The organism is bacterium, assembly GCA_028820935.1.
Taxonomy (GTDB): Bacteria; Actinomycetota; Acidimicrobiia; order Spongiisociales; family Spongiisociaceae; genus Spongiisocius.
Window position 1 is genome coordinate 1 of sequence record JAPPHZ010000005.1, and the last position, 21,295, is coordinate 21,295.

The 21,295-nt window shown below is 65.7% G+C and carries 16 protein-coding genes and 1 tRNA gene; 10 read left to right on the forward strand and 7 right to left on the reverse strand.

All coding sequences use genetic code 11. The features are described from left to right. Nucleotides 1–55: 55 nt before the first annotated feature. On the reverse strand, nucleotides 56–1,069 hold the full coding sequence (locus OXM57_00425) for an ABC transporter ATP-binding protein (protein ID MDE0351147.1): 1,014 nt from the start codon (nucleotides 1,067–1,069) through the stop codon (nucleotides 56–58). 55 nt (nucleotides 1,070–1,124) lie between these two features. Beyond that, a complete protein-coding gene (locus tag OXM57_00430) occupies nucleotides 1,125–2,687 on the reverse strand; it encodes an ABC transporter substrate-binding protein (protein MDE0351148.1) in 1,563 nt (520 codons plus the stop codon). Between the two features lie 766 nt (nucleotides 2,688–3,453). On the opposite strand from OXM57_00430, the gene OXM57_00435 reads away from it, so the two are divergent. Further along, complete coding sequence (locus OXM57_00435; GenBank protein MDE0351149.1) at nucleotides 3,454–4,404, forward strand: membrane dipeptidase; 951 nt, start codon at nucleotides 3,454–3,456, stop codon at nucleotides 4,402–4,404. 359 nt (nucleotides 4,405–4,763) lie between these two features. Here the strand turns inward: OXM57_00435 and OXM57_00440 are convergent, their stop codons facing one another. After that, nucleotides 4,764–6,149, reverse strand: a complete 1,386-nt coding sequence (locus OXM57_00440) for an amidohydrolase (GenBank protein MDE0351150.1) — start codon at nucleotides 6,147–6,149, stop codon at nucleotides 4,764–4,766. 291 nt (nucleotides 6,150–6,440) lie between these two features. Here OXM57_00440 and OXM57_00445 point away from each other — a divergent pair, with 291 nt between their 5' ends. After that, entirely contained in the window at nucleotides 6,441–7,508 is a 1,068-nt protein-coding gene (locus OXM57_00445; GenBank protein ID MDE0351151.1) for an aromatic ring-hydroxylating dioxygenase subunit alpha, read from the forward strand. An 81-nt stretch (nucleotides 7,509–7,589) separates the two neighbouring features. Here OXM57_00445 and OXM57_00450 read toward each other — a convergent pair whose 3' ends face one another. Further along, nucleotides 7,590–8,507: a LysR family transcriptional regulator gene (locus OXM57_00450; GenBank protein ID MDE0351152.1), complete on the reverse strand. Its 918-nt coding sequence runs from the start codon at nucleotides 8,505–8,507 to the stop codon at nucleotides 7,590–7,592. A 194-nt stretch (nucleotides 8,508–8,701) separates the two neighbouring features. Between OXM57_00450 and aceA the strand changes: the two genes are divergently transcribed. The 6 genes from aceA to OXM57_00480 all read left to right on the forward strand — a co-directional run bounded on the left by aceA (nucleotide 8,702) and on the right by OXM57_00480 (nucleotide 16,666). Further along, a complete protein-coding gene (gene aceA, locus OXM57_00455) occupies nucleotides 8,702–9,988 on the forward strand; it encodes an isocitrate lyase (protein ID MDE0351153.1) in 1,287 nt (428 codons plus the stop codon). 139 nt (nucleotides 9,989–10,127) lie between these two features. After that, entirely contained in the window at nucleotides 10,128–11,099 is a 972-nt protein-coding gene (locus OXM57_00460) for a nucleoside deaminase (protein ID MDE0351154.1), read from the forward strand. Nucleotides 11,100–11,225: 126 nt separating this feature from the next. After that, a complete protein-coding gene (locus OXM57_00465) occupies nucleotides 11,226–12,266 on the forward strand; it encodes a hypothetical protein (protein ID MDE0351155.1) in 1,041 nt (346 codons plus the stop codon). A gap of 14 nt (nucleotides 12,267–12,280) precedes the next feature. Beyond that, on the forward strand, nucleotides 12,281–13,036 hold the full coding sequence (locus OXM57_00470; GenBank protein MDE0351156.1) for a glucose 1-dehydrogenase: 756 nt from the start codon (nucleotides 12,281–12,283) through the stop codon (nucleotides 13,034–13,036). 668 nt (nucleotides 13,037–13,704) lie between these two features. Then, a complete protein-coding gene (locus OXM57_00475) occupies nucleotides 13,705–14,361 on the forward strand; it encodes a hypothetical protein (protein MDE0351157.1) in 657 nt (218 codons plus the stop codon). 82 nt (nucleotides 14,362–14,443) lie between these two features. Beyond that, on the forward strand, nucleotides 14,444–16,666 hold the full coding sequence (locus OXM57_00480) for a cation:proton antiporter (protein ID MDE0351158.1): 2,223 nt from the start codon (nucleotides 14,444–14,446) through the stop codon (nucleotides 16,664–16,666). 42 nt (nucleotides 16,667–16,708) lie between these two features. On the opposite strand, the gene OXM57_00485 is transcribed toward OXM57_00480, so the two are convergent. Continuing rightward, the gene (locus tag OXM57_00485; GenBank protein ID MDE0351159.1) at nucleotides 16,709–17,965 is read right to left on the reverse strand and encodes a M20/M25/M40 family metallo-hydrolase; all 1,257 of its coding nucleotides are present in this window, start codon (nucleotides 17,963–17,965) and stop codon (nucleotides 16,709–16,711) included. A gap of 103 nt (nucleotides 17,966–18,068) precedes the next feature. Between OXM57_00485 and OXM57_00490 the strand changes: the two genes are divergently transcribed. After that, a tRNA-Ile gene (locus tag OXM57_00490) sits at nucleotides 18,069–18,143 on the forward strand. Nucleotides 18,144–18,318: 175 nt separating this feature from the next. Continuing rightward, nucleotides 18,319–19,449 carry an integrase arm-type DNA-binding domain-containing protein gene (locus OXM57_00495; protein MDE0351160.1) on the forward strand — a complete coding sequence of 377 codons (1,131 nt, stop codon included), beginning with the start codon at nucleotides 18,319–18,321 and terminating at the stop codon, nucleotides 19,447–19,449. A gap of 534 nt (nucleotides 19,450–19,983) precedes the next feature. On the opposite strand, the gene OXM57_00500 is transcribed toward OXM57_00495, so the two are convergent. Together OXM57_00500 and OXM57_00505 are read right to left on the reverse strand one after the other, a co-directional pair. Next, nucleotides 19,984–20,385: a helix-turn-helix transcriptional regulator gene (locus tag OXM57_00500; GenBank protein ID MDE0351161.1), complete on the reverse strand. Its 402-nt coding sequence runs from the start codon at nucleotides 20,383–20,385 to the stop codon at nucleotides 19,984–19,986. 41 nt (nucleotides 20,386–20,426) lie between these two features. Continuing rightward, the gene (locus OXM57_00505) at nucleotides 20,427–21,251 is read right to left on the reverse strand and encodes an ImmA/IrrE family metallo-endopeptidase (protein MDE0351162.1); all 825 of its coding nucleotides are present in this window, start codon (nucleotides 21,249–21,251) and stop codon (nucleotides 20,427–20,429) included. Nucleotides 21,252–21,295 lie beyond the last annotated feature (44 nt).

Sequence of the window (21,295 nt, forward strand, 5' to 3'; positions counted from 1 at the left end):
CGACGGGACACCGATGACCGCCAGAACACACCAAGCTGTTTCGCAGACAGACCACCTAAAGCTCCTCGAAGAAGTGGCACGCCGAGAACTGGTCCTCACCGCATTGTCTCAGGGACGGCCGTGATTCCCGGCAAGGATCACGGTCCCCGGAGAGTCCGCACCTCGGTTCAAACGGACAGCCGGCCAATGCTTGGAACATCTGAGGCGGCGTCCCGGGTATTGTCGGCAATCGGGCCATCTTCTTGTCGATCTGCGGCAGGCTCGACAGCAGTCCCCTGGTGTATGGATGGCGCGGCGACAGCAGCACCTGCTCCACCGGGCCTTCTTCCATCACCCGTCCTCCATACATCACGATCACGCGGTCGGCCATCTCCGCTATCACACCTATGTCGTGCGAGATCAGGATGAGGGCAGCACCCGTCTCCGCGGTCACGTTCCTGAGCAGTTCCAGCACCTGCGACTGGATCGTGACATCGAGCGCGGTGGTGGGCTCGTCCGCGATCAAGAGCTTCGGCCTGTTCGCTATAGCCATGGCGATCATGGCTCGCTGCTTCATACCGCCCGAGTACTCGTGCGGGTACTGCTCGTATCTGACGCGGGGGTTAGGAATGCCGACAGACTCGAACAGGCCTTCCACGTGTTGCCGCACACGGTCAGATCCCATCTTCCCGTGCGCCAGGCTCACTTCGGCCACCTGACGGCCTACCCCCAGCACCGGATGCCATGACGAAGAGGGATCCTGGAAGATCAGGGTGATGTCCTTGCCGCGAATCTCCCTCATCTGCTTGGCGGTGAGGGCAAAGAGATCTCGGCCTTCGAACAGCACCTCGCCGGTGACGCTAGCTCCCGTCGTGTAGACATTGAGCAAGCGGAGAACTGCCAGGACCGAAACGCTCTTGCCCGACCCGGACTCTCCGACGATTCCGACTATCTCGCCAGGACGGACGTCGTACGAGATACGGTCCACCGCGCGCAGGACGCCGCCTTCGAGTTCGAAGTCGACCGCCAGATCCCTCACCGACAGCAGGGCGTGCTCAGACGGAGAGGGGCTTGCCGCGTGCTCCTTCATGTGTCGGAACGCACCTTCTCAGGTTGCCCCGATCTTAACGAGTTCGGCTAGACCTCTACTCGTTTACCTTCCACTCACGGACATCCCAGTACATCCGGTTGTTGGACGGGAAGACGTCGGTGAGCAGATCCGAGTTGTACAGGACCGTACCGGGTGGGCTGAACACCGGTACGAACGGCGTATCCGCCGCCAGGTTCTGCTGGATAATCGAGTAGTGCGCCTTCCGTTCCTCGACGTCAGTCGTGAGCAGGGCAGCCGTTAGGGCCTCGTCCACCGCGCTATTGGAGTAGTTCATATGGTTCTCGGGTTCGCCCGTGCCATACGTCTGTCCAATGATCGCCGGATCCGGGAAACCGGAATGGAGAGACATCACCGCGACATTGAACTCGCCGTTTCGCACGGCTTCGATGAACTGCGGCCACTTAGCCGTTTCGATGGTGACATCGATGCCGAGCTTGGCGAGTTCTGCCTGCGCATAGATCGCCAGCCCTTCACGATTGCTGTTCCCATCGTTGTAGAAGAACGTCAGCTCTATACCTTCCCCGCCGGGGTAGCCCGCTTGGGCAAGCAACGCCGCCGCACCATCGGGATCGTAAGGCGGCATCTCAACGCTTGCGTCGAATGCCCAGGAGTTGCTGATCAGGAAGCTGTTCCGTACGGTCGCATACTGGCCCAAGAAGTTCGTGACGAAGGATTCCTTGTCGATGGCCATCGCGATGGCCCGCCGGACGTCCGGGTTGGCTAGAGCCTCATGGCTCTCAACATTGAACACGAGCCCGTCGAGCTGCGCCTTGTCATAGGTAGCGACGTCGATGTGTGGCAAGGCGACCATCCGATCGATGTCACCGGGCGGAGTCCGGTCCATGGCATGAGCCTGCTCCGTCTCCATCGCCACCAGCATGGTGTTGACATCCTGGATGCCCCCGTGGTGCACGGTCTCGATACAGCCACGATCCGGTTGCCAGTAGCCATCAAATGCCTTGAAGGTCGTTTTCTCCTCCGTCCATTGGACGAACTCGTAGGGACCACTGCCTATCGGATGCAGCGAGAACGGGTGATCCGCTCCGATAGGACCTTCCCCTTCCAGCAAGTGCTTCGGGAGGACCTTCAGTACCTCTCTGACGGAGATTGCCATGAACGAGGCGTCAGGCTTCGCCAGCGTGATCGAAATGGTGTAGTCGTCATGGACCTCTACGCCAGCGACACTATCGGCCGAGCCGTCCGTGAAGGCGTCGGCTCCGACGATGTTGGCCAGCCTCGGCCGCCACTGGCCCAGGAAGCCAGGCGCAAGGATGCTCTCGATCGTGAACTCCACGTCCGCGGCGGTCACCGGCGCGCCGTCATGGAATATGACCCCTTCCTGAAGGTGGAAGGTGTAGGTCAAGTTGTCATCCGAGATGTCCCACGAACGAGCAAGCTCGGGAACGATCTCGGCGGTATTCGGATCCACATCGACCAGGAGATCGAATACCAGGTCGGTCCTCCAGTATCCGGTCGTGTCGATTGCGAGAAGCGGGTTGACCGTATTCCGGACGTTCGTCTGGTTGATGATGGTGACTTCGGATCCGGGTTGGAGGCAGGATTCGGCGGCGACCGGTGCCGCTGCTGTCGTGGCCACGGCTTGGGTAGTTTCGGTGGCCCCATCGGTAGCTGGAGCCGCAGTTGTCGGAGCCGCAGTTGTCGGAGCCGCAGTCGTTGGAGCCGCAGTATCCTCCTCGGCGCCGCCACAAGCCGCGGCGACGAGCGCGAGAACTCCAAACCAGATTGCGAGCCGCCTCCGATATGAGTAGCTACGATTTGCGTGTTCTCGAGTCCGCATCGGGTCGGCCCTCCTCCAGGGTAAGTCTCCTCAGGACCGCCCGGGTTCGGAGGGACTGAGGAGCCTCCACTTTTCGCCCAAACTCACATGGGCGAATAGCTCAATCTAACCCAGAGACCCTCGGATACGTCGGGAAAACCGAGGAATATCTTGGCCCGCAGTCTTGTGTTCACACCGAGTGTGCGACCTGCCGCGTCTCCCAGTTGTACCTCTGCAGCATGGCCCGACTGTGCCGAGCTTATGGCAGCCACCAATTCAGCGCGACGGACTGTGTGTGCTGGGATCAACGCCACTGCAGGGTCGTTTTTGGGCAGCCTCAAGAGGAACTCGCCGACCTATCCGACTGACGCAACCCGCACCAAGCCCACCATCGACTCAATGGGTGGATCTGAGCCTGGGATAACCCACTTGCCCGCTCGATTCCAACGATCGGACATCAGCCACCAGGCGAACCGGAGAACAACCACTAGCATCACACAGCCGCCTACTTCCCTTTCGGTACAATCCGGCGCTCAGAAGGGCCTTCCTCAGGCCCGGTACCCGCAATCTCGACAGGTGGATATTCATGACGGTTGTGGACGCGGTCTGCCCACTGATGACCGACCCCGAAGCGTGGGATCTCTACATCGAGGGCGGGGTCGACATAGGGGCGCCGACCGTGGCCAACTGGGAGACCCCTTCGGAGACGCTGCAGCTACTCGAGCAGTGGGCCCGCTGGATGGAGCGGGACGACCGGCTGGTGGCGGTCACCGAACCCGCCCACTTCGACCGGTTCCCCGATCCCGGCAAGCTGGGAGTGATCATCCACTTCCAGAACGGCGTCCCCCTAGGCGAGGACCTCTCCAACTACGAGGCCTTCCACGGTCTGGGGCTCCGGATGGTGCAGCTCTGTTACAACTTCGCCAACCCGCTGGGCGACGGATGCCTGAGTACCGAGGACGGCCCGCTCACCGCTTTCGGGCGAGCGGCCATTCGGGAGATGAACCGGCTCGGGATCGTGGTGGACCTCTCCCACACCGGGCGCCGCACCACCATGGACGCCATGCGCGCCACCTCGGCGCCGGCGGTGTTCTCCCACTCCAACCCCGCCGCGCTCACCGCCCATCGCCGCAACATCGACGACGAGCAGATCAGGGCGGTCGCCGACCTGGGCGGCCTGGTCGGGGTCGTCACCTTCCCCGCCTTCGTGAAGCCGGGCGGCAAGGGCGCCACGGTGTCGGACCTGGTGGACCACATCGACTACCTGGTGGACATGATCGGACCCGATCAGGTGGGGCTGGGCCTGGACTTCTGCGAGTCGGGCATGGAGATGGTCGAGCGCATGATCGCGTCCGGAGCGTGGACCGTCGAGGATTACCCGATGGACGCCGACCCCCGCCTCGTCGACCTTGACTCGCCCACCCGGATTCCCGGCATCCGGGAAGAGATGGTCCGGCGAGGCTACCCGTCCGGCGCCATCGCCGGCATCATGGGCCACAACTGGATAGACCTCTTCAAGAGGGTGTGGTCCGCCTAGCGGTAGCTTCGACCCGAGTTATTTTTCGCGTTCTCGCAAAACAGCCTTGAAACTGTCCTAGCTTCGAGATACGTTGCCCATCGCCAAGCACCAAGTGCCGGCCGATGATGTGGCACCGATCGGTTCGGCCGGCCCGAGGGAACATACAAGGCTCAGTCGAGCGACCGCCGACTCCCGGCACCAGGCCGGGTATGGCCGATCCACACGCCCAAATCGGACAGGTGGAGGCGGGGGTGGGCCCGGTGCGGAGCACCGGTTTTTCGCGACTTGCGCCATCTGGCGGTTCTTGAGGCAGAGAACGTCAAGAATGACGCCCTGAGCCTCAGGTTCCCCGGCAGGGCAACTGCTACGGACGGGGGCTACGCCAGGCCGATCCTTCCGATCAGTTCCGCCGCCCTCGCCCGGGCTTCCGCTATCACCTCGTCCTGGTCCACGCGGGTGCACCGGCCGCCCTCCACGATGACCTCTCCGCCTACGATGCTCATGGTCACGTCGCTGCCCCGGGCGGCGTAGACCACGGCGGCGCGCGGGTCGTGGGCCGGGGTGAGATGGGGTCGGGTGGCGTCCAGCACGATCACGTCGCCGAGCGCTCCGGTGGCCAACCGCCCCGCGTCGATGCCCAGGGCCCTGGCCCCGCCGACGGTGGCGATACGCAGTGCCTCGCCGGCTGACGAGGCGGTGGGTTCGAGCTCGGCCAGCCGGTGCATGAGCACCAGCATCTTCATGTTCTCGAAGAGGTCCTGGCGATGGCCGCAGGTGGAGCCGTCGGTGCCCATCCCGACGGTGGCGCCGGCGTCCAGGAGTCGGCGCATGGGCATCACCCCGTAGGGAACGTACTGGTTGGACATCGGGCAGTGCACCACGGCGGTCCTTGTCGAGCCGATCGCCTCGATCTCCGCCTCGTCGAGCCAGGTGGCGTGGGCCAGCACGGCGTCCGGGCCGAGCAGGCCCTGCCTATGGAGCCAGATGGCCGGACGGACCCCGTATGCCTCCCGGTAGACATCGGGATCGCTCCTGGGAGCGCTGAGGTGGGTGTGCCAGCCGGTCCCGTACCGGCGGGCCGTCTCGACCGCGGCGACCAGCAGGTCCTGGCCGGTGTACACGGTGTTGATCGGGCCGGGCCATACCGCCACCCGGGACCCGGGAGGCCGGGCCTCGATGCATGCTGCAGTGGTTTCTAGTTCCTCTTGGTCGCTGCCCGTGAAGGCCTCCCGGGGCAGGCCCTGGCGCTCGGCCAGCGCGGTGTAGCCACCGGTGACGCCCCGCGCCACCACCCCCCTGAGACCGACCTCCTCCAGGGCGGCCGCCACAGCCAGGGTGGTCTCGTAGTCGGTGCGGCCGTAGTGATGATCCAGCAGCGCGGCGGTACCGGCCAGGGCGGCCTCCACCGCCGCCAGGTACACGGCCGCCGCCGTCTCCTCGGGCGTGATCGCGGCGGCGTAGGGCCACATGAACCTGCTCAGCCATTCCCAGCCGGGCAGACCCTCGCCGAGGCTGCGTCCTAGCGACTGGAAAAGGTGATTGTGGCAGTCGACCAGGCCCGGCATCACCAACCGGCCGCGGCACGAGATCACCCGATCGGCCTGGTACTCCGGGGCCGCGCCCGATTCCCCGACTCCCACGATCCGCTCGCCCGAGATCGCCACATAGCCCGTTTCGATCACCGGCCGGGCCGGATCGAGGGTCACCAGGGTCCCGCCCTCGAGAAGCAGGTCGCAACGCAGTGGCGGTACCGGATCCCCCACACCCCTCCCTATTCGTCAAGCCGGCCGCGGGTCCCGGTCGATGATCGTAACCCTTCCACGCCGACCGAGGAGAGAAACCCGGTTGATGGTCACCGTGTGAACCTGAGGAACACCGCACCAAAAATGACGCCCTGAACCTCAGGAACACCGCCACCCCCGAACCTGAGGAACACCGCACCAAAAATGACGCCCTGAACCTGAGGAACACCGCACCAAAAATGACGCCCTCAGCCTCAGGTTCGTAGACTCGGCGCCGGACCGGGCATTCGCGTGCGGGAATGGGAGGACGAAGTGACCGTTGCCGACCAGTACAGCGTCACCGAGGACGAGATACGCTTCGATCACTCCGCCGAGGAGCGTCTCTACCAAGCGCTGTCCGACTACTGGCATCCGGTCGCCTACGCCTCGCAACTCGGGGAGGACAAGCCGATCTCCGCCAAGCTGCTGGACGAGCAAATCGTGCTCGTCCGGCTGGACGGCGAGGTGCGGGCCTTCCGCGACCTGTGCGTGCATAGGGGTACCGCCCTGTCACTCGGTTGGGTGGAAGACGACTCCCTGCGCTGCGCCTACCACGGCTGGAAGTACGGGGCGGATGGCATGTGCACCGAGATCCCGTCCCGCTTCGGCACCCGGATCCCGAAACGGGCCCGGCTGACCCGCTACGCGGCAGCCGAGGCGGCCGGCCTGATCTGGGTATGCATGTCGGGCAAGCCCCGGTTCCCGCTCCCCGAGTTCCCTTATGGAGAAGATCCCGGATTCCGGGTCATCGAGGTTCCTTCGTACGACTGGAACTGCTCCATGCCGCGGCGGATCGAGAACTACGTTGACTTCGCCCACTTCGCCTGGGTCCACGACGGGGTGCTGGGGGACCGCGACCAGCCGGAGGTTCCGGACCATGGGATCGGACGCGTGGGTCACGAGCTCCGTTTCGACCACCCCCATATGGCCGAGCCGGCCGACTCGGGGAAGAACAAGGGCCTCGAGTCCGGCGACGGGCCGGTGGAGGTCCAGATCGACTACCGCCTGTTCATGCCGAACACGATCCTCCTCGACCAATGGATCCCTCAGCTCGAGCAGAGATACCTGCTGTTCTTCACGGTGTGCCCGACCGGCCGCAAGACGTCGCGTTGCTTCACGTTCATGGGCCGCGACTACTCGATGGACGAGCAGACCGACCGGGACATGCTCGACTTCAACGCGCTGGTCATCGGCCAGGACCTTCCCATCGTGCAGTCGCAGCGGCCGGAGGAACTACCGATGGACCTGTCGGCGGAGGTCCAGATCAAGGGCTCCGACCGCGTGGCCGTCGAGTACCGGCGCTGGCTCAAGGAACTGGCCTACAGCACGGATACAGCCTGACCCTCCCCGGGGATTGCCCACGGCATGACTGCGGCACGCCGGACGGCGCCGCGTCCTGACCTACCCCGAGCTGCGGCCTCCTCAACCCCTCCTGCCGAGCACGCCCGACAGGTCGCATCCGTGAAGTTCATGCAAGAGGCCTAGGAAGGCGAGCACCGGCGGGCTGTAGTGCTGGGCGCGCCGCACCAGGACGTGGGTGGGCAGGTAGACGCGGTGCTTCTCCGCCATCCCGATGGGGAAGAGCCTTCCCATCTCGACCTCGCCCCGGATGGCGCTGCGCGGCAGGAAGGAAATACCAAGCCCCAGCGCCACCATGCGCTTGGTGGCCTCGATGCTGTCGAGCGTGGTCTCGATCTGCGGGACGATGCCCGCCTCGCGACACGCCTGGTTGATGAGCAGGAAGTAGGTCGAGCTGGGGTCGTAGAGGATGAGGGGCTGGCGCGCCACCTCCGAGATCCGGGCGTACCCCTTCTCCGTAAAGGGGTGGTCGGGATAGGCCACGAGAACGATCTCCTCGTCGTACAGGTAGATCGAGTGCACGTCCGGATGCACCAGACCCCTCGACAGGCCGACATCCACCACGCCGTCCACGATCATGGCGAGAACATCGGTGGACCGTCCGGTCCGTATCCGCGCTGAGACTTTCGGGTGGCGACGCTGGAAGCGGTCCAGCGTTGGCGGAAGCATGTATGTCCCGATGGTGCGGGCCGAACCGATGGTGATGGTGCCTAGCTGCTCGTCCAGGGTCTGGCGGACCGCTTCCTGCCCCTTGTCCAGGAACTCGAGGACCCGCTCGGCGAAGGGCAGAAAGGCCTCTCCTGCCTCGGTCAGTCGAACACCCCTCCCCATGCGGTGGAAGAGCGGGGTGCGCAGATCACGTTCCAGCGACCTGATGCGGGCGCTGAGCGACGGCTGGCTCACGAAGGAGGCGCGGGCCGCCCCCCGGAAGCTTCCGATCCGGGCCGCCGCCAGGAAGGACTCCAGTTCTCTGAGTTCCATTCACCGCCGCAGTCGATAGCTATAGCCTATCACTTCGATCGAAAGAAGCAGGCTAGCTTTATCGCCGAAAACACCCCATTACCCACCCGTCTGCGCCATCCTTACCCGGAGCGATCCCGTCGCGACGCTACGCGCAGGTGGCGGGAGCGCATGTAATCCAAGATTACGTACCCGGGAGGGACGGAGCCATGTCGATGAATGGCCTGAACAGGTTCAGGAGAGCAGCTGCTCTCCAAGCCCGTTGGGACCGGGAGGCAAGGTGGCAGGGCATAGAGCGCCCGTACACCGCTCTTGACGTACTCCGCCTGCGGGGCAGCCTCAGGATCGAGCACAGTATCGCTCGGGCCGGGGCGGAGCGGCTGTGGGGCCTCCTGGAGACCGAGCCGATCATCCGCACGTTCGGCGCCCTGACCGGGGCGCAGGCCGTCCAGATGGTCCGGGCCGGGCTCAAGGCTCTCTACCTGAGCGGCTGGCAGGTCGCCGCCGACGGCAACCTGTCGGGGCAGACCTACCCGGACCAGAGCCTCTACCCGTCCAGCAGCGTGCCGGCCGCGGTCAGGCGCGTCAACAACGCCCTCACCCGCGCCGACCAGATCGCGTCCATCAACGGTGAGACCGGCATCGACTGGTTCGCCCCCGTCGTGGCCGACGCGGAAGCCGGATTCGGCGGTCCCGTGCACGCCTTCGAGCTGATGAAGGCGATGATCGAGGCAGGGGCGGCCGGCGTCCACTTCGAGGATCAACTCTCCTCCGAGAAGAAGTGCGGGCATATGGGCGGGAAGGTCCTGGTCCCGACCTCGCAGTTCATCCGCACCCTGACCGCGGCGCGGCTGGCGGCCGACGTGATGGACGTGCCGACCCTCCTCATGGCGAGGACGGACGCCCGCGACGCCGCGCTCCTGATGAGCGATGCGGACGCACGAGACCGCAGGTTCCTGACCGGCGAGCGCACCCCGGAGGGCTACCACGGGGTGCGGGGCGGGATGGAGGCCGCCACGGAAAGGGCCCTGGCATACGCGCCTCTCGCGGATCTGCTGTGGTTCGAGACCTCGAGACCGGACATCGAGGAGGCTGCCGCCTTCGCGGAGGCGATCCACGCACGGTTCCCGGGCAAGCTGCTGGCCTACAACTGCTCCCCCTCCTTCAACTGGAGACACCACCTGAGTGACGAGCAGATCGCCGCGTTCCAGGACCGGATCGCCGCGCTGGGCTACAAGTTCCAGTTCATCACCCTGGCGGGGTGGCATCTGCTCAACTACCACACCTTCGACCTGGCGAGGTCCTACGACGCGGCGGGTATGGCGGCCTACAGCCATCTGCAGCAGACCGAGATCGCCTCGGAGCCGTTCGGGTACACCGCGACCAAGCATCAGGCCGAGGTGGGCGCCGGCTACTTCGACGAGGTGATGCAGGTCACGACCGGAGGCCGGGCCTCCACCCTCGCCCTGGTGGGATCAACCGAAGCCAAGCAATTCAACTGACCCGCACCGTCGTCCTCTCGACCCGGCGGTGCGGCGTATCCGGATGATGCTCAGCGGCTCTCACGTGCGCACGGCACGGCCAGGGGCCTAAGGAGCCTCCTCCTGACCCCGTCGGACCCTGGCGGCTACGCTCCGGCCCATGGCAGAACTGAGCGCGCAGGAAGAACGACTACTGCGCAGGGCCATCGAGGTATCGGCCCGGTCGGTGGCGAACGGGAACACGCCTTTCGGCGCCATCATGGCGGACCCGGCCGGCCGCATTCTCCTGGAGGCGGAGAACACCGGCGTCACGGGCAGGAACACGCTCAACCACGCCGAGACCAACCTCATGAACATGGCGGTGAGCACCCTCAACCCCCACCAGATCGCCACCGCCACCCTCTACACCAGCTGCGAACCCTGTGCCATGTGCAGCGGCGCCATGTACTGGGGCGGGCTCAACCGGATGGTCTATGCGATGAGCGAGCTCGATCTCCTGAAGATCACAGGAGAGGATCCCGGCACCGCCACCATGCGGGGGGTGGGTTGCCGGAACATCTTCCGGAGCGGCCAGCGCGACATCGAGGTGAGCGGCCCCCATCTGGTCGAGGAAGCCTCGGCGGTTCACATCGGGTACTACGACCAGTTCCGGCTGAGCGATCAGGAGAAGTCGCTCCTGCGGCGGGCCATCGAGGTGTCCACCAGGTCGGTCGCCAACGGGAACCTACCGTTCGGTGCGCTGCTGGCCGACCCGGACGGGAACGTCCTGCTGGAGGCGGAGAACAGCGACATCACCGGCAAGAGCCCGCTCAACCACGCCGAGACCAACCTGATGAGGCTGGCGATCGAGCAGCTCACGCCGGAGCAGATCGCCACCGCCACCCTCTACACCAGTTGCGAGCCGTGCGCCATGTGCAGCGGCTCCATGTACTGGGGCGGGCTCAACCGGATGGTCTACGGGATGAGCGAGGCCGATCTGCTGCAGTACACGGGCGGGCACCAACTCAACCCGACCATGACCGGCGTGGGCTGCCGGGCCGTACTCCAGAGCGGCCACCGCGAGGTAGAGGTGAAGGGCCCGTTCCTCATCGACGAAGCCTCCGTGATCCACCGGACCTACTGGAGCGCCTGAACCGGGAGTCGGGCGACCGACTTCCGCATTCGCGCATCCCCCTCCGCACTCGCCGCCCGCCCGGCCGCCGGTCCGACCGGATAGGATCAGCCTGAGCTTTCCCGTCAGCCCGAAAGGAGAACGCCGTTGCGTAGAGTTCCTACCACAGCCGCCGCCGGCGCGGATCTGGTACCGATGTTCAAGGACCACATGGAGTTGTGCGGGGTCGGCCCCGGACAGACCGTGATGGCATTCACCAACACGCAGAGCAACCCCGCCTATATCACCGCCCTGATGGCAGCGGTGAAGGTGCTGGGCGGCGACTTCTTCCAGATCATGGTGGCCGCCGACGACTCCTGGATGAAGTCGCGCACCATCGTCGAGGCCTGGAAGGGGTGCGACCTGGTGGTGGGCTTCCTGGCCAGCATGGGATCGCACTGGATCTACTCGGACGCCCACAACGAGGCCCTGGAGTCGGGTGTCCGGTCCCTGATGATCGAGGAGCCCGAGGACCACCTGCGCCGCCTCTTCCCTCTCCCGGTGATCCGCGAGCGTGGCGAGGCCAGCGTGCGGTACATGGCGACGTCCGACGTAATGCGGGTCCAGTCGGAAGCCGGGACGGATCTCAGCGTCCGTTACACGGGCCGGCCGCTCGGGTGCCAGTACGGCTACACCGACGAGCCGGGACGGTGGGACCACTGGCCGTCGGGGCAGTGCGGCGTGGCGCCCCTCGAGGACTCGGCGGAGGGCACGCTGGTGGTGGACGCCGGCGACGCGCTGCTGCCTATGGGCAAATACGTCGAGCAGCCGATCCGCATGGAGCTACGGGAGGGGAGCATCGTCTCCATCGACGGGGGTGCCGACGCCCGGCTTCTCAAGGACTTCTTCGAGCAGCCCAAGGACGATCGGGTCTACGGCCTGTCCCACATCGGCTGGGGGTACGAGCACCGGGCCAACTGGAACGCCTTGGGTCTCCGCTTCTGGGAGGGCGGCGGCGTGATGGACACCGAGAGCTACTACGGCAACATGCTGATCGCGTTCGGCGCCAACTTCTTCCGCAAGCTGGGCGGCAACAACCGGGTCAACTTCCACTTCGACATCCCGACCCGCAACCACTCCATCTGGATCGGCGACACCCAGATCATCGACCGGGGCAGCTTCGTGGTGCCCGGCTTCGAGCTGGAATAGCCGGCGCCCGAACCATGCGACTGAAGGACAAGGTAGCGGTAGTCACCGGATCCTCCCGCTCGATCGGGAGGGCCATCGCCCTCGGCTACGGGCGGGAGGGCGCCAAAGTGGTGGTCAACTACCGGAGCGACAAGGGAGCTGCCGACTCGGCGGTGACCGAGATCGAGGCGATGGGCTCCGAGGCCTTTGCGGTCCGGGCCGACACGTCGTCGTCCTCGGACGTGCAGGCGCTGATAGCGGCGGCCGTGGACCGCTTCGGGCGGATCGACATCCTGGTCAACAACGCCGCCATCCTGATCCGGACGCATTTCCTCGAGATCGAGGAATCGGAATGGGACCGGATCATGGAGGTAAACCTCAAGGGGTTCTTCCTGTGCTCCCAGACGGCGGCGCGGCAGATGGTCCGCCAGGGTGATGGTGGCGTCATCATCAACATGTCCTCGGCGGGCGACACCCTGGCCGGGAAGGACCTGGCCCATTACTGCGTGGCCAAGGGAGGTGTCCGGATGCTCACCCGGCAGCTGGCCTTCGAGCTGGCGCCCCACAGCATCCGCGCCAACGCCATAGCCCCAGGGTTGATCGAGACGGACCTGAACCGGGCGGATCTGGCCGTTCGCGAGTTCCGCGAGTACCGGCTCTCCATGATCCCGCTGGGGATAATCGGGGTTCCCGAGGACATAGTGGGCGCGGCGGTCTTCCTGGCCTCCGAGGACTCCAGGATGGCCACCGGCTCCACGATCTACCTGGACGCCGGCCAGACCATCTTCTGACCGTCGGGGGGCTACCGGCCCGGTCCCACTTGCCGGGTCGGAGTCCTCCTCCGCTGTCACGACGGCGGGGGAACAGCCTCACCCGTTTCTCTCCCACTGTCCCGTGTCTCTGGTTCGCCACGACCGTGACCTATAACCGTCGTGAGCGGTGCGGGCCCTGTGCCCGGACAAGGGGGTTGAACATGTCACCGACCCGTCGCATACTGCCCGGCAGTCACAAACACCGCCGGTTTCTTGCTTTTCGACGTCGAGGGAACCGGAACCGGGATCAATTCGGGAGCGGACCCGTCGGGGGATGGCGGAACGCGTTCGGACCGAAGGAGGTGGTGGCTGGGGGATGGGCCCGCTGGGGTGGGGCGTGTTTTCGCGTTTTTCGCGTTCTCGTTGTGTCGGGATCGGAGCCATTACCAGGGATGAAGGTCACCCGGGAGTAGAATCCGGGCAGTCACACGAAGGCCGTTTCCCGTGACCGTGGAGGCGCTGTTGGGGGTCCCCATTCTCGACACACCCGTGCAGGTGCAGGGCATTCCGCGCCCCCGGTGGGGATATCCCTCCAGACCCGCCCCCGGATCGCACGGCCGGAAATCGACAGCCCCGCACGGCCGGACCGCCGACCGCACGCCGACGAGTCGCTACGCAACAACCGAACCAACCCACGGAGGTAATCGATGTCAGACCTGATCGATGGTCTTTCAAATGGTCTAGAGAACGCAGGCGAGACCATTCTCTCGTTCCTGCCAAGGCTGATCGGGGCCTTGATAATCCTGGTCGTCGGCTGGCTGGTGGCCCGGCTGGTACACAGGGTGTTCCAGCGCCTCTTCAAGGCGGTGGGCCTCGACGCCCTGCTCGAACGGGCCGGTCTTTCCGACCGGTTGAATGCCGCCGGCTACACCGCTACCGACCTGGCAGCGCGAGCCATCTACTGGATCGCCCTGCTGGTGGTGTTCCTCCTTACGGCCGAGGCTCTCGATGTCGAGTACCTCAGCGACATCCTGACGGGACTGATCGGATACCTGCCGCTGGTGGTGGCGGCGATCGTCATCGTCATCGTGGCGGCCGCGCTGGGTGCCTTCCTAGCCGAGCTGTCCACGCCGTGGTCGCAGGAGCGTCACATCCGGTGGCTCCCCGCCACGGCGCGGTGGGCGGTGATCGCCCTCGGGATATTCGTCGCCCTCAACACGCTGAACATCGGCGAGGAGATAGTCAACACCCTCTTCATAGCCGTGGTCGGGACCGTGGGCGCCATCCTGGTGATCGCCTTCGGCGTGGGAGGAATTTCCGCGGCCAAGGAGTGGTGGGCCAGGGTCCTGCCCGACCGCGACTGACCCCACCGAGGCCGTCCATGTCTAGCACGGTCGCCTCCTTGCGGCGACGCGTCCGGACCACCGCTGCCTAATGATGGTCGCCGTGCTGGCTGCCGCCGGGTCGGGGGGCACCCTGGACGAACACCAGGTGCTCGTCTTCCTGATGCAGCTGGCCCTGCTGGTGGGGGCCGCCCGCCTGCTGGGCGGAATCGCCAACAAGCTGAGACAGCCACCCGTGGTGGGCCAGATACTGGCGGGGGTGCTGATCGGCCCGAGCGTTCTGGGCAAGCTCTACCCGGGCGTCTTCGACTGGCTCTTCTCGGACTCAACCGCCGGATCGGTCGTGTACGGGGTGGCCTGGCTGGCGGTGATCATGCTGCTGGTGGTGATCGGGTACGAGACCGACCTGGGAATCATCATGCGCTTCCGCCGGGCCGCCGTCAACGTCTCGGCGGGAGGCCTGCTCGTGCCGCTGGTCGTGGTGGGGGTGGTGGCCCTGCTGACGCCATCCTCCTTCATCGGGGATTCCGGCAGGGGCCTGTACGCCGCCTTCATGGCGCTGGCCCTGTCGGTGGCGGCCCTGCCCGTTGTCGCCAAGATCCTGGCGGACCTGGGAATGCTGCGGCGCAACTTCGGCCAGGTAACCCTGGCGGTGAGCATGACCATGGACTCCGTGGGGTGGCTCATCCTCGCCGGCCTGGCCGGAATAGCCAGGGACGGCTTCCGGGCCTCCGACCTGCTCGCCTCGCTCGGGGGTCTCGTCCTGTTCCTGGTGCTGGCGGCCACCGTCGGGAGGTGGGCGCTCGACCAGGCGATGCGCCTGGCGCTACGGCGCGGGCGGAACCTGCCGGCCGCTCTCACGGTCAGCCTGGTAGCGGCCATCGGGGGCGGCGCCGTCACCCAGGCCCTGGGCCTCGAGGCCATCCTGGGAGCGTTCATCGTCGGGATCATCCTCGCCACGTTGCGCTACCAGGTCGGCGCGGTGAGGCACGTCCTGGAGACGGTCACCGACTCGTTCTTCGCTCCCGTCTTCTTCGCGTTCAGCGGGCTCCGGGTCGACATCGGTCTGCTGGCCAGCCCCAGCGCCATCATCTGGACCGTGGCGCTCATCGTGATAGCGGTGGCCGCCAAGATATCCGGCGCCTTCGTGGGCGCGCGCCGGTCGGGTCTCAGCTCCGGAGAGGGCCTGGCCCTCGGATCGGGCCTGTCGGCGCTCGGCGCGATGGGGATCGTGGTGGCGCTGGTCGGCCTGAGCCTCGGCGTCCTGAGCGACACCGGGTACACCGTGATCGTGGTGGCGGCCATCGTCACCTCGCTGGTCGCTCCGATCATGCTGAGGCTGGCGGTGCGGGGAATGGAGGCCGGCGAGGAGGAGCAGGCCCGGTTGGAGTCGGAGGCCATCCGATCACAGGCGCAGATCCTGGGATCGAGGCGGATTCTCCTTCCCACCCGTGGAGGCACCAACAGCGTGTACGCCGCCCACCAGCTGAAGGTCCTGTTCCCGGACGCCGAAGTGACCGTGCTGACGGTCGCCGACCGTCCCGCAGGCTGGCGGAAGCGGCTGCTGGGGGACGCGGTCGAGGAGGACGCCGGCCCGGGAGAGGTGATCAGGACGCTCGGGTCTGATCGGTGCCGGTTGATCCGCCGGCGGCGCGACCCGGCCGAAGCGATCCTCCGTGAGGCCGCGCTCGGCTACGACCTGGTTGTACTGGGAGCTACGGAGACCACCGACGCCGGCCGGGTCTTCTCCTCTGTGATCGACCGGGTGCTCGCCAGGCTGGAGTTGCCCGCCCTCATCTTCCGGTATCCCGGTCCCGGCCTCCAGGGCGGGCTGCCGGACCCCGGTTCCCTGACCGTGCGGACGGTGCTGCTGTCGGTGGAGTCGAACCGGGCCTCCCGCGCCGCCGAGGAGGTGGCATACTCCCTGGCCGCCCACAACGACGGGTCGGTTCTCGCGCTGCACCTGATCGCGGAGACGCGCGACGCAACCTTCTACCTCGATCCGTCGAGCAGCAGCCAGAACCACGGGGCGGGCCTGGAGTTGGTGGAGGAATCGGTGTCGTTCGGCGAGCGCCTGGGGGCGAGAGTGAACGCCGAGGTCAAACCGGTCACCCGCCCGGCCGGGGCCCTGGTCGAGGCCGCCAACACCGGGGGCCTGGACCTCCTGGTGATGGGCGCGACGAACCGGCCTCTCAGCAGGCGACCGTTCTTCGGATATGACATGTCGCACGTGATAAAGCACGTCGCTATCCCGATGGTGATGGTGGCCATCCCGGACATCGTGTCCCGGTACGGGTCCGCGGACCGTGGTAGCGAAGCCATCTGAATCCGCGCACGGCGCCGTGGCGAGGGCGGGACCGGACGCGGGTCAGGCCTCGATCCGGGGCCAGGGCCTTCCATCGGTTACTTCGTCGGCCCAGGCCGAGACGATCCGGACGAGCACGCGGGTCGCCCGGTGCATGTCCTCGGCGTCCACCCACTCGTCGGGGCCGTAGAAGTTTCCCGCCAGGGCGCCGAAGCCGACCGTGGGCGCTCCCAGGCAACGGATCGGGAAGCGGATGTCCGAGGCCACGTGGGCCGGGTAGACGCGAGGAGCTGCCCCGGTCTCGGCGCGGACGGCCCGGGCGGTGAGGCCTACCAGGGGATGGCCGGGGGGAACCTCGGCCGGGTTGGATCGCAGACCGAACAGGCTGGTCGAAGCGGTGCCGGCCTCCATGGCGACGGTGGCGAGGTGCTCGTAGACCTCGGTGAAGGTGCCGCGCCGGAACCAGACGGCGCCCTCCGCCACGGCCTGTTCCGGTAGCACGGTCGGGCCCACGCCCGCAGACAGGCGATTCACGGAACACAACAGGTCCTCCCGGTCCGCCCACCTGTCCACCGCATCGAGAACCCCCCGCAGGCGATCCAGGGCATTGATCCCCTCGCGGGGGTCCTCCGAGTTCGGGGTACGTATCTCCACCGGCGGCGGACGCCGGCCCGCGGTCTCGATACGGACGTTGAAGAACCCGCGGGTGGCGATCTTGAACTGGGCCATCCCCCAGCCGGTCTCGGCCGGATGGCAGTAGACGGCCGCCTCCACATCGCCGACCCTATCCATGGCGGGGAGGGTCCCCAGACCGCCTCCCAACTTCCCGTGGACCAGGCCGATCACTACCCGAACCCCCTCCAGGTGCGGGATCAGCGCCCGGGCCGCCGCCAGTACCGACACCACCCCGGCCTTGTCGTCGGCGGCGCCCACGCCGTGGATCCGCCCGCCGATCCCGGTAGCCCGGTACGGATCGGTACCCCATCCGTCGCCCGGGTCGGGCAGCTCGGTGTCGATGTGGGCGAACAGGAGGATGCCCGGCCCCTCGCCGCGGGACGCGACCACGCTCACCAGACCCTCCGGCTCCGCGACATCCGGCTGGGGCGGGCACCACTCGCGATGGCTCTCCAGATCGCCTACGCGAGGGGTGAGCAGGTCCACCTCCATCCCGAGCCGGTCCAGTTGCTCGGTGCATAGCTCATGGATGTCCGATGGCTCGCCGCGCACGCTCCGGCGCGCCACGAGCGAGCCGAGCAACTCCAGCTCGTAGCCGCGCAGCCGGTCGGCCGCGGCGAGTGCGGCCTCGAGGTCAACAGGCATGCGAACCATCCTACGAAGTTGCGATCCCGGGTCGGGATATCCCCCGGGCCGCGGCGCCGGCCTAGATGGTGCAACCAGGCATCGTGTAGCATGACGTCTTCACGGGCCCATAGCTCAGGTTGGTTAGAGCGCATCCCTGATAAGGATGAGGTCCCTGGTTCAAATCCAGGTGGGCCCACCGGTTTCTAGCCGTTTCACACAGGCTCTTACGTCCTGAATCCCCAGTTCATTAGCCTTTTTCGCCTGACAGGTACCCTCATCCTCGTTTTCACCCTGTTGCTGGACTTCCCGGCTGGTTTCTGGTAGTTTCAGCGTACTGTGGGACACAGAGTGGGATAGAGTACGAGCGGGATATGCCAAGATTGACAGCCGCGTTCGTGCGCGGAGTGACCAAACCGGGCAAGTATGGCGATCAGCACGGCCTAATACTTCGGGTTCAGCCATCTGGGTCGAAGCAGTGGATCTGGCGAGGAACCGTCAACGGTCGCCGACGTGACCTCGGCTTGGGTGGCTACCCGTATGTGAGCCTCGCGGAGGCCCGCGCCGAAGCGTTCGACTACCGCAAGGCCGCCCGGAAGGGCGGCGACCCCGTAGCGCTCCGATCCGACGGGGTGCCAACCTTCACGCGGGCGGCTGAGACGGTCATCGCTATGCACGCAACGAAGTGGAAGAGCCCCGGAACCGAAGAGTCATGGCGTGCGACCCTCGGGACGTATGTGCTACCCGCCATCGGATCGACGCCAGTTGACGCGGTCACATCAGCCGACGTGATGGCCTGCATCGTTCCGATCTGGACCACTAAAGCAGAGACCGCCAGGAAGACCCGCCAACGGATCAGCACGATCATGAAGTGGGCGATCGCTCAGGGCTACAGGCAGGACAACCCCGCCGGCGACGCTGTGCTTGCGGCTCTCCCAAGACAGACCGTCGGTCGGAAGCATTTTCGAGCCCTTCCGCACCGCGAGGTCTCGGCCGCGGTCGCCACGGTCCGGGCATCCCACCTGTATCCGACGGTCCGCCTGGCGTTCGAGTTTCTGGTACTCACCGCCGTCCGATCAGCGGAAACGCTGGGTGCTCGCTGGTCGGAAGTCAACCACGAGACCCGGACATGGGTCGTTCCCGCCGAACGCACAAAGCCCGGCCGCGAACATAGGGTTCCGCTCTCGCATTCCGCTATTGAAGTGCTGGCCGCGGCCCGCCGCTACTCATACGGCAGCCCGCTGGTGTTTCCCCGCGACACCGGCGGGGAGATTCCCCGGTGGATGCTCAGCAAGCTGCCCGGAAGGGTCGGCATCGACGCCACCGTCCACGGCATGAGAAGCTCGTTCCGGGACTGGTGCGGCGAAACCGGTGTCGCCCGTGAAGTCGCCGAGGCGTGCCTGGCGCATCGGGTCGGCAACGCCGCGGAACAGGCTTACGCAAGGAGTGATCTGTTGGAACGCCGCCGTGACCTTATGGAGGCCTGGGCGGAGTACGTCGGCTAGCCGGATCAGCCAGGGATGTCGTACCGCCTCCGTTGCAGCATCGCCCGCATTGCGACCGCTTAGAGGGTCCCGCCGAAGCACAGTAGATGCCATCTGGGCTGTGCTTCGGGCACAGACTGTCACGGTGCTGGCCGAAGGGGCCCGGGCACGAAGGTATTTGGTGATGTAGCCGCGGACCTGGACCGGACCATCAACTACCGAAACTGTCTTAGAGCCGACATCGGGCAGCCTTCTTGGAGCATCGGATGGGCAAAGTCCCTAGACAGCAGGTGCGAGTTCGGACCCGCTCCAGCCGGTACCTTGGGCCGAGATCGGTGACTCGTATCTTTGCCAACCTAGGGTCGGCTAGCCGCCTAGGCCGGACTAGCAGCGGTCGATCGGCAATAGGCCGCAGCCACGCCATCTGACGGCGCCGGGGGGTAACTACCCAAGACCCTCTAGGGGAGAGCAACTCGCTACGTGATGGGTCCGGTGTCAGGCGAGCCTGGTAACCCCGAGCTACTGCCTTAACTGCATCGCGGTCAAGTTGTAGATCTACTCGTCGAGTGTCCGACTCATCCGGATCGCGTTGTAGATGTGCTCCCAGCGCTCGCGGGTTTGGGGTCGCACGCCTCGGAACTCGATGCCCGCCAGCATCCGAACATCGCTGTCGGGGAGTCTCTTCGCGTCAGCGAACTCCTGCAGGCTTTCGGGGATGTCGGTGGGCTGGTTTGTGAGTAGCCGTCGGCCGAGGAGGCTGCTCATGGTGACGCCGAGTGCTGTGGCGATGGCGTAGAGGGTTTGGGCTGATGGTCTCTTGTCGGGGACGTTCTCGAGGCTCCAGAGGTATCCCTTGCTCACTCCTGCGGACATGGATAGTTGGCTGAGACTGAGGCCAGCGTCGCTTCGATACCTGCGGATTCGATCTCCGATTGACCCGTCAGTTTCGTTGGTCATGGTTGGTGGAGGCTGTGTGCTGCGATCATCGGTCTCCTTTCTTAGGTGCGACGGCGGTAGAGGGCAAGGACGCGTTTCCGTCCGTTGTAGGGCAGCAACCGTGCCGAGACTTCGACACCTGGAACGGGGTTTCGCGAGATTTCGTCGAGGGTCGTGTGTTCATGTACCAGCTCCCCTTGCATGGCACGCCCGAGGGGTGACTCGATGCTGACTGACTTGTGGGGGAGAATGAATGGCCAGTCCCCCTGGTGTCGGGCGGTACGAACACGTAGTCTGGGCTCGGCGCGGGGGTTGCCACGCTGGCTTGGCTTTATGTTCTCTTCGAGGACAACGAACATGGTCGAGTAGGGCGCGAGGTCCACGATTCGGTGTCCGCTCGCTTCGAGGCTGGCCTCGTAGGTCTGTGCCACGTACCTCAAGGTGCCAATCCCGAAGTCGGCGCTAGCTAGGTCGGCTTTCAGGTACTCCTGGGGTAGGAGAAGTGAGCTAGCACCCTGATCGCACATGGCTTCGAGGCCATTGTGTTGCCCTGGAATGGCCGACGGCGCGCATCGGTAGCGCGGCTTCAGCTCAAAGCCCCGAAAGAAGGTGTGCACACACTCGTGAAAGATAGTGAATCGCTGTCGCGTCTCTGCATCGGAGGCTCTCACCTTGATCGTGATATTCCGACCCTCGCAGATAAGACACCCCGCGACATCGAGATCAGTCTCTTCGATTCGTGACACATCAAGGTAGGAGGCCACGACTGCAGGATCAATAGGGGGAGTCAGCGCCAAATCCTCGATGACGGAGTCCGCGGCGGCGACAACGTCCGCCGGCCCGGGCTGGCGGAGCCGCTGAAACTCCAGGAGGGAAAGCTGCTTCACGTTCCCGTTCGACAATAGCGCGTTCTCGGTCAGGAACTGGTATT

Excerpts from the sequence above, each read along its gene's own strand:
- OXM57_00425 (MDE0351147.1), bottom strand. The coding sequence starts at position 1,069 with ATGAAGGAGCACGCGGCAAGCCCCTCTCCGTCTGAGCACGCCCTGCTG.
- OXM57_00435 (MDE0351149.1), top strand. The coding sequence starts at position 3,454 with ATGACGGTTGTGGACGCGGTCTGCCCACTGATGACCGACCCCGAAGCG.
- OXM57_00450 (MDE0351152.1), bottom strand. The coding sequence starts at position 8,507 with ATGGAACTCAGAGAACTGGAGTCCTTCCTGGCGGCGGCCCGGATCGGA.
- aceA (MDE0351153.1), top strand. The coding sequence starts at position 8,702 with ATGAATGGCCTGAACAGGTTCAGGAGAGCAGCTGCTCTCCAAGCCCGT.
- OXM57_00460 (MDE0351154.1), top strand. The coding sequence starts at position 10,128 with ATGGCAGAACTGAGCGCGCAGGAAGAACGACTACTGCGCAGGGCCATC.
- OXM57_00470 (MDE0351156.1), top strand. The coding sequence starts at position 12,281 with ATGCGACTGAAGGACAAGGTAGCGGTAGTCACCGGATCCTCCCGCTCG.
- OXM57_00475 (MDE0351157.1), top strand. The coding sequence starts at position 13,705 with ATGTCAGACCTGATCGATGGTCTTTCAAATGGTCTAGAGAACGCAGGC.
- OXM57_00485 (MDE0351159.1), bottom strand. The coding sequence starts at position 17,965 with ATGCCTGTTGACCTCGAGGCCGCACTCGCCGCGGCCGACCGGCTGCGC.
- OXM57_00495 (MDE0351160.1), top strand. The coding sequence starts at position 18,319 with ATGCCAAGATTGACAGCCGCGTTCGTGCGCGGAGTGACCAAACCGGGC.
- OXM57_00500 (MDE0351161.1), bottom strand. The coding sequence starts at position 20,385 with ATGACCAACGAAACTGACGGGTCAATCGGAGATCGAATCCGCAGGTAT.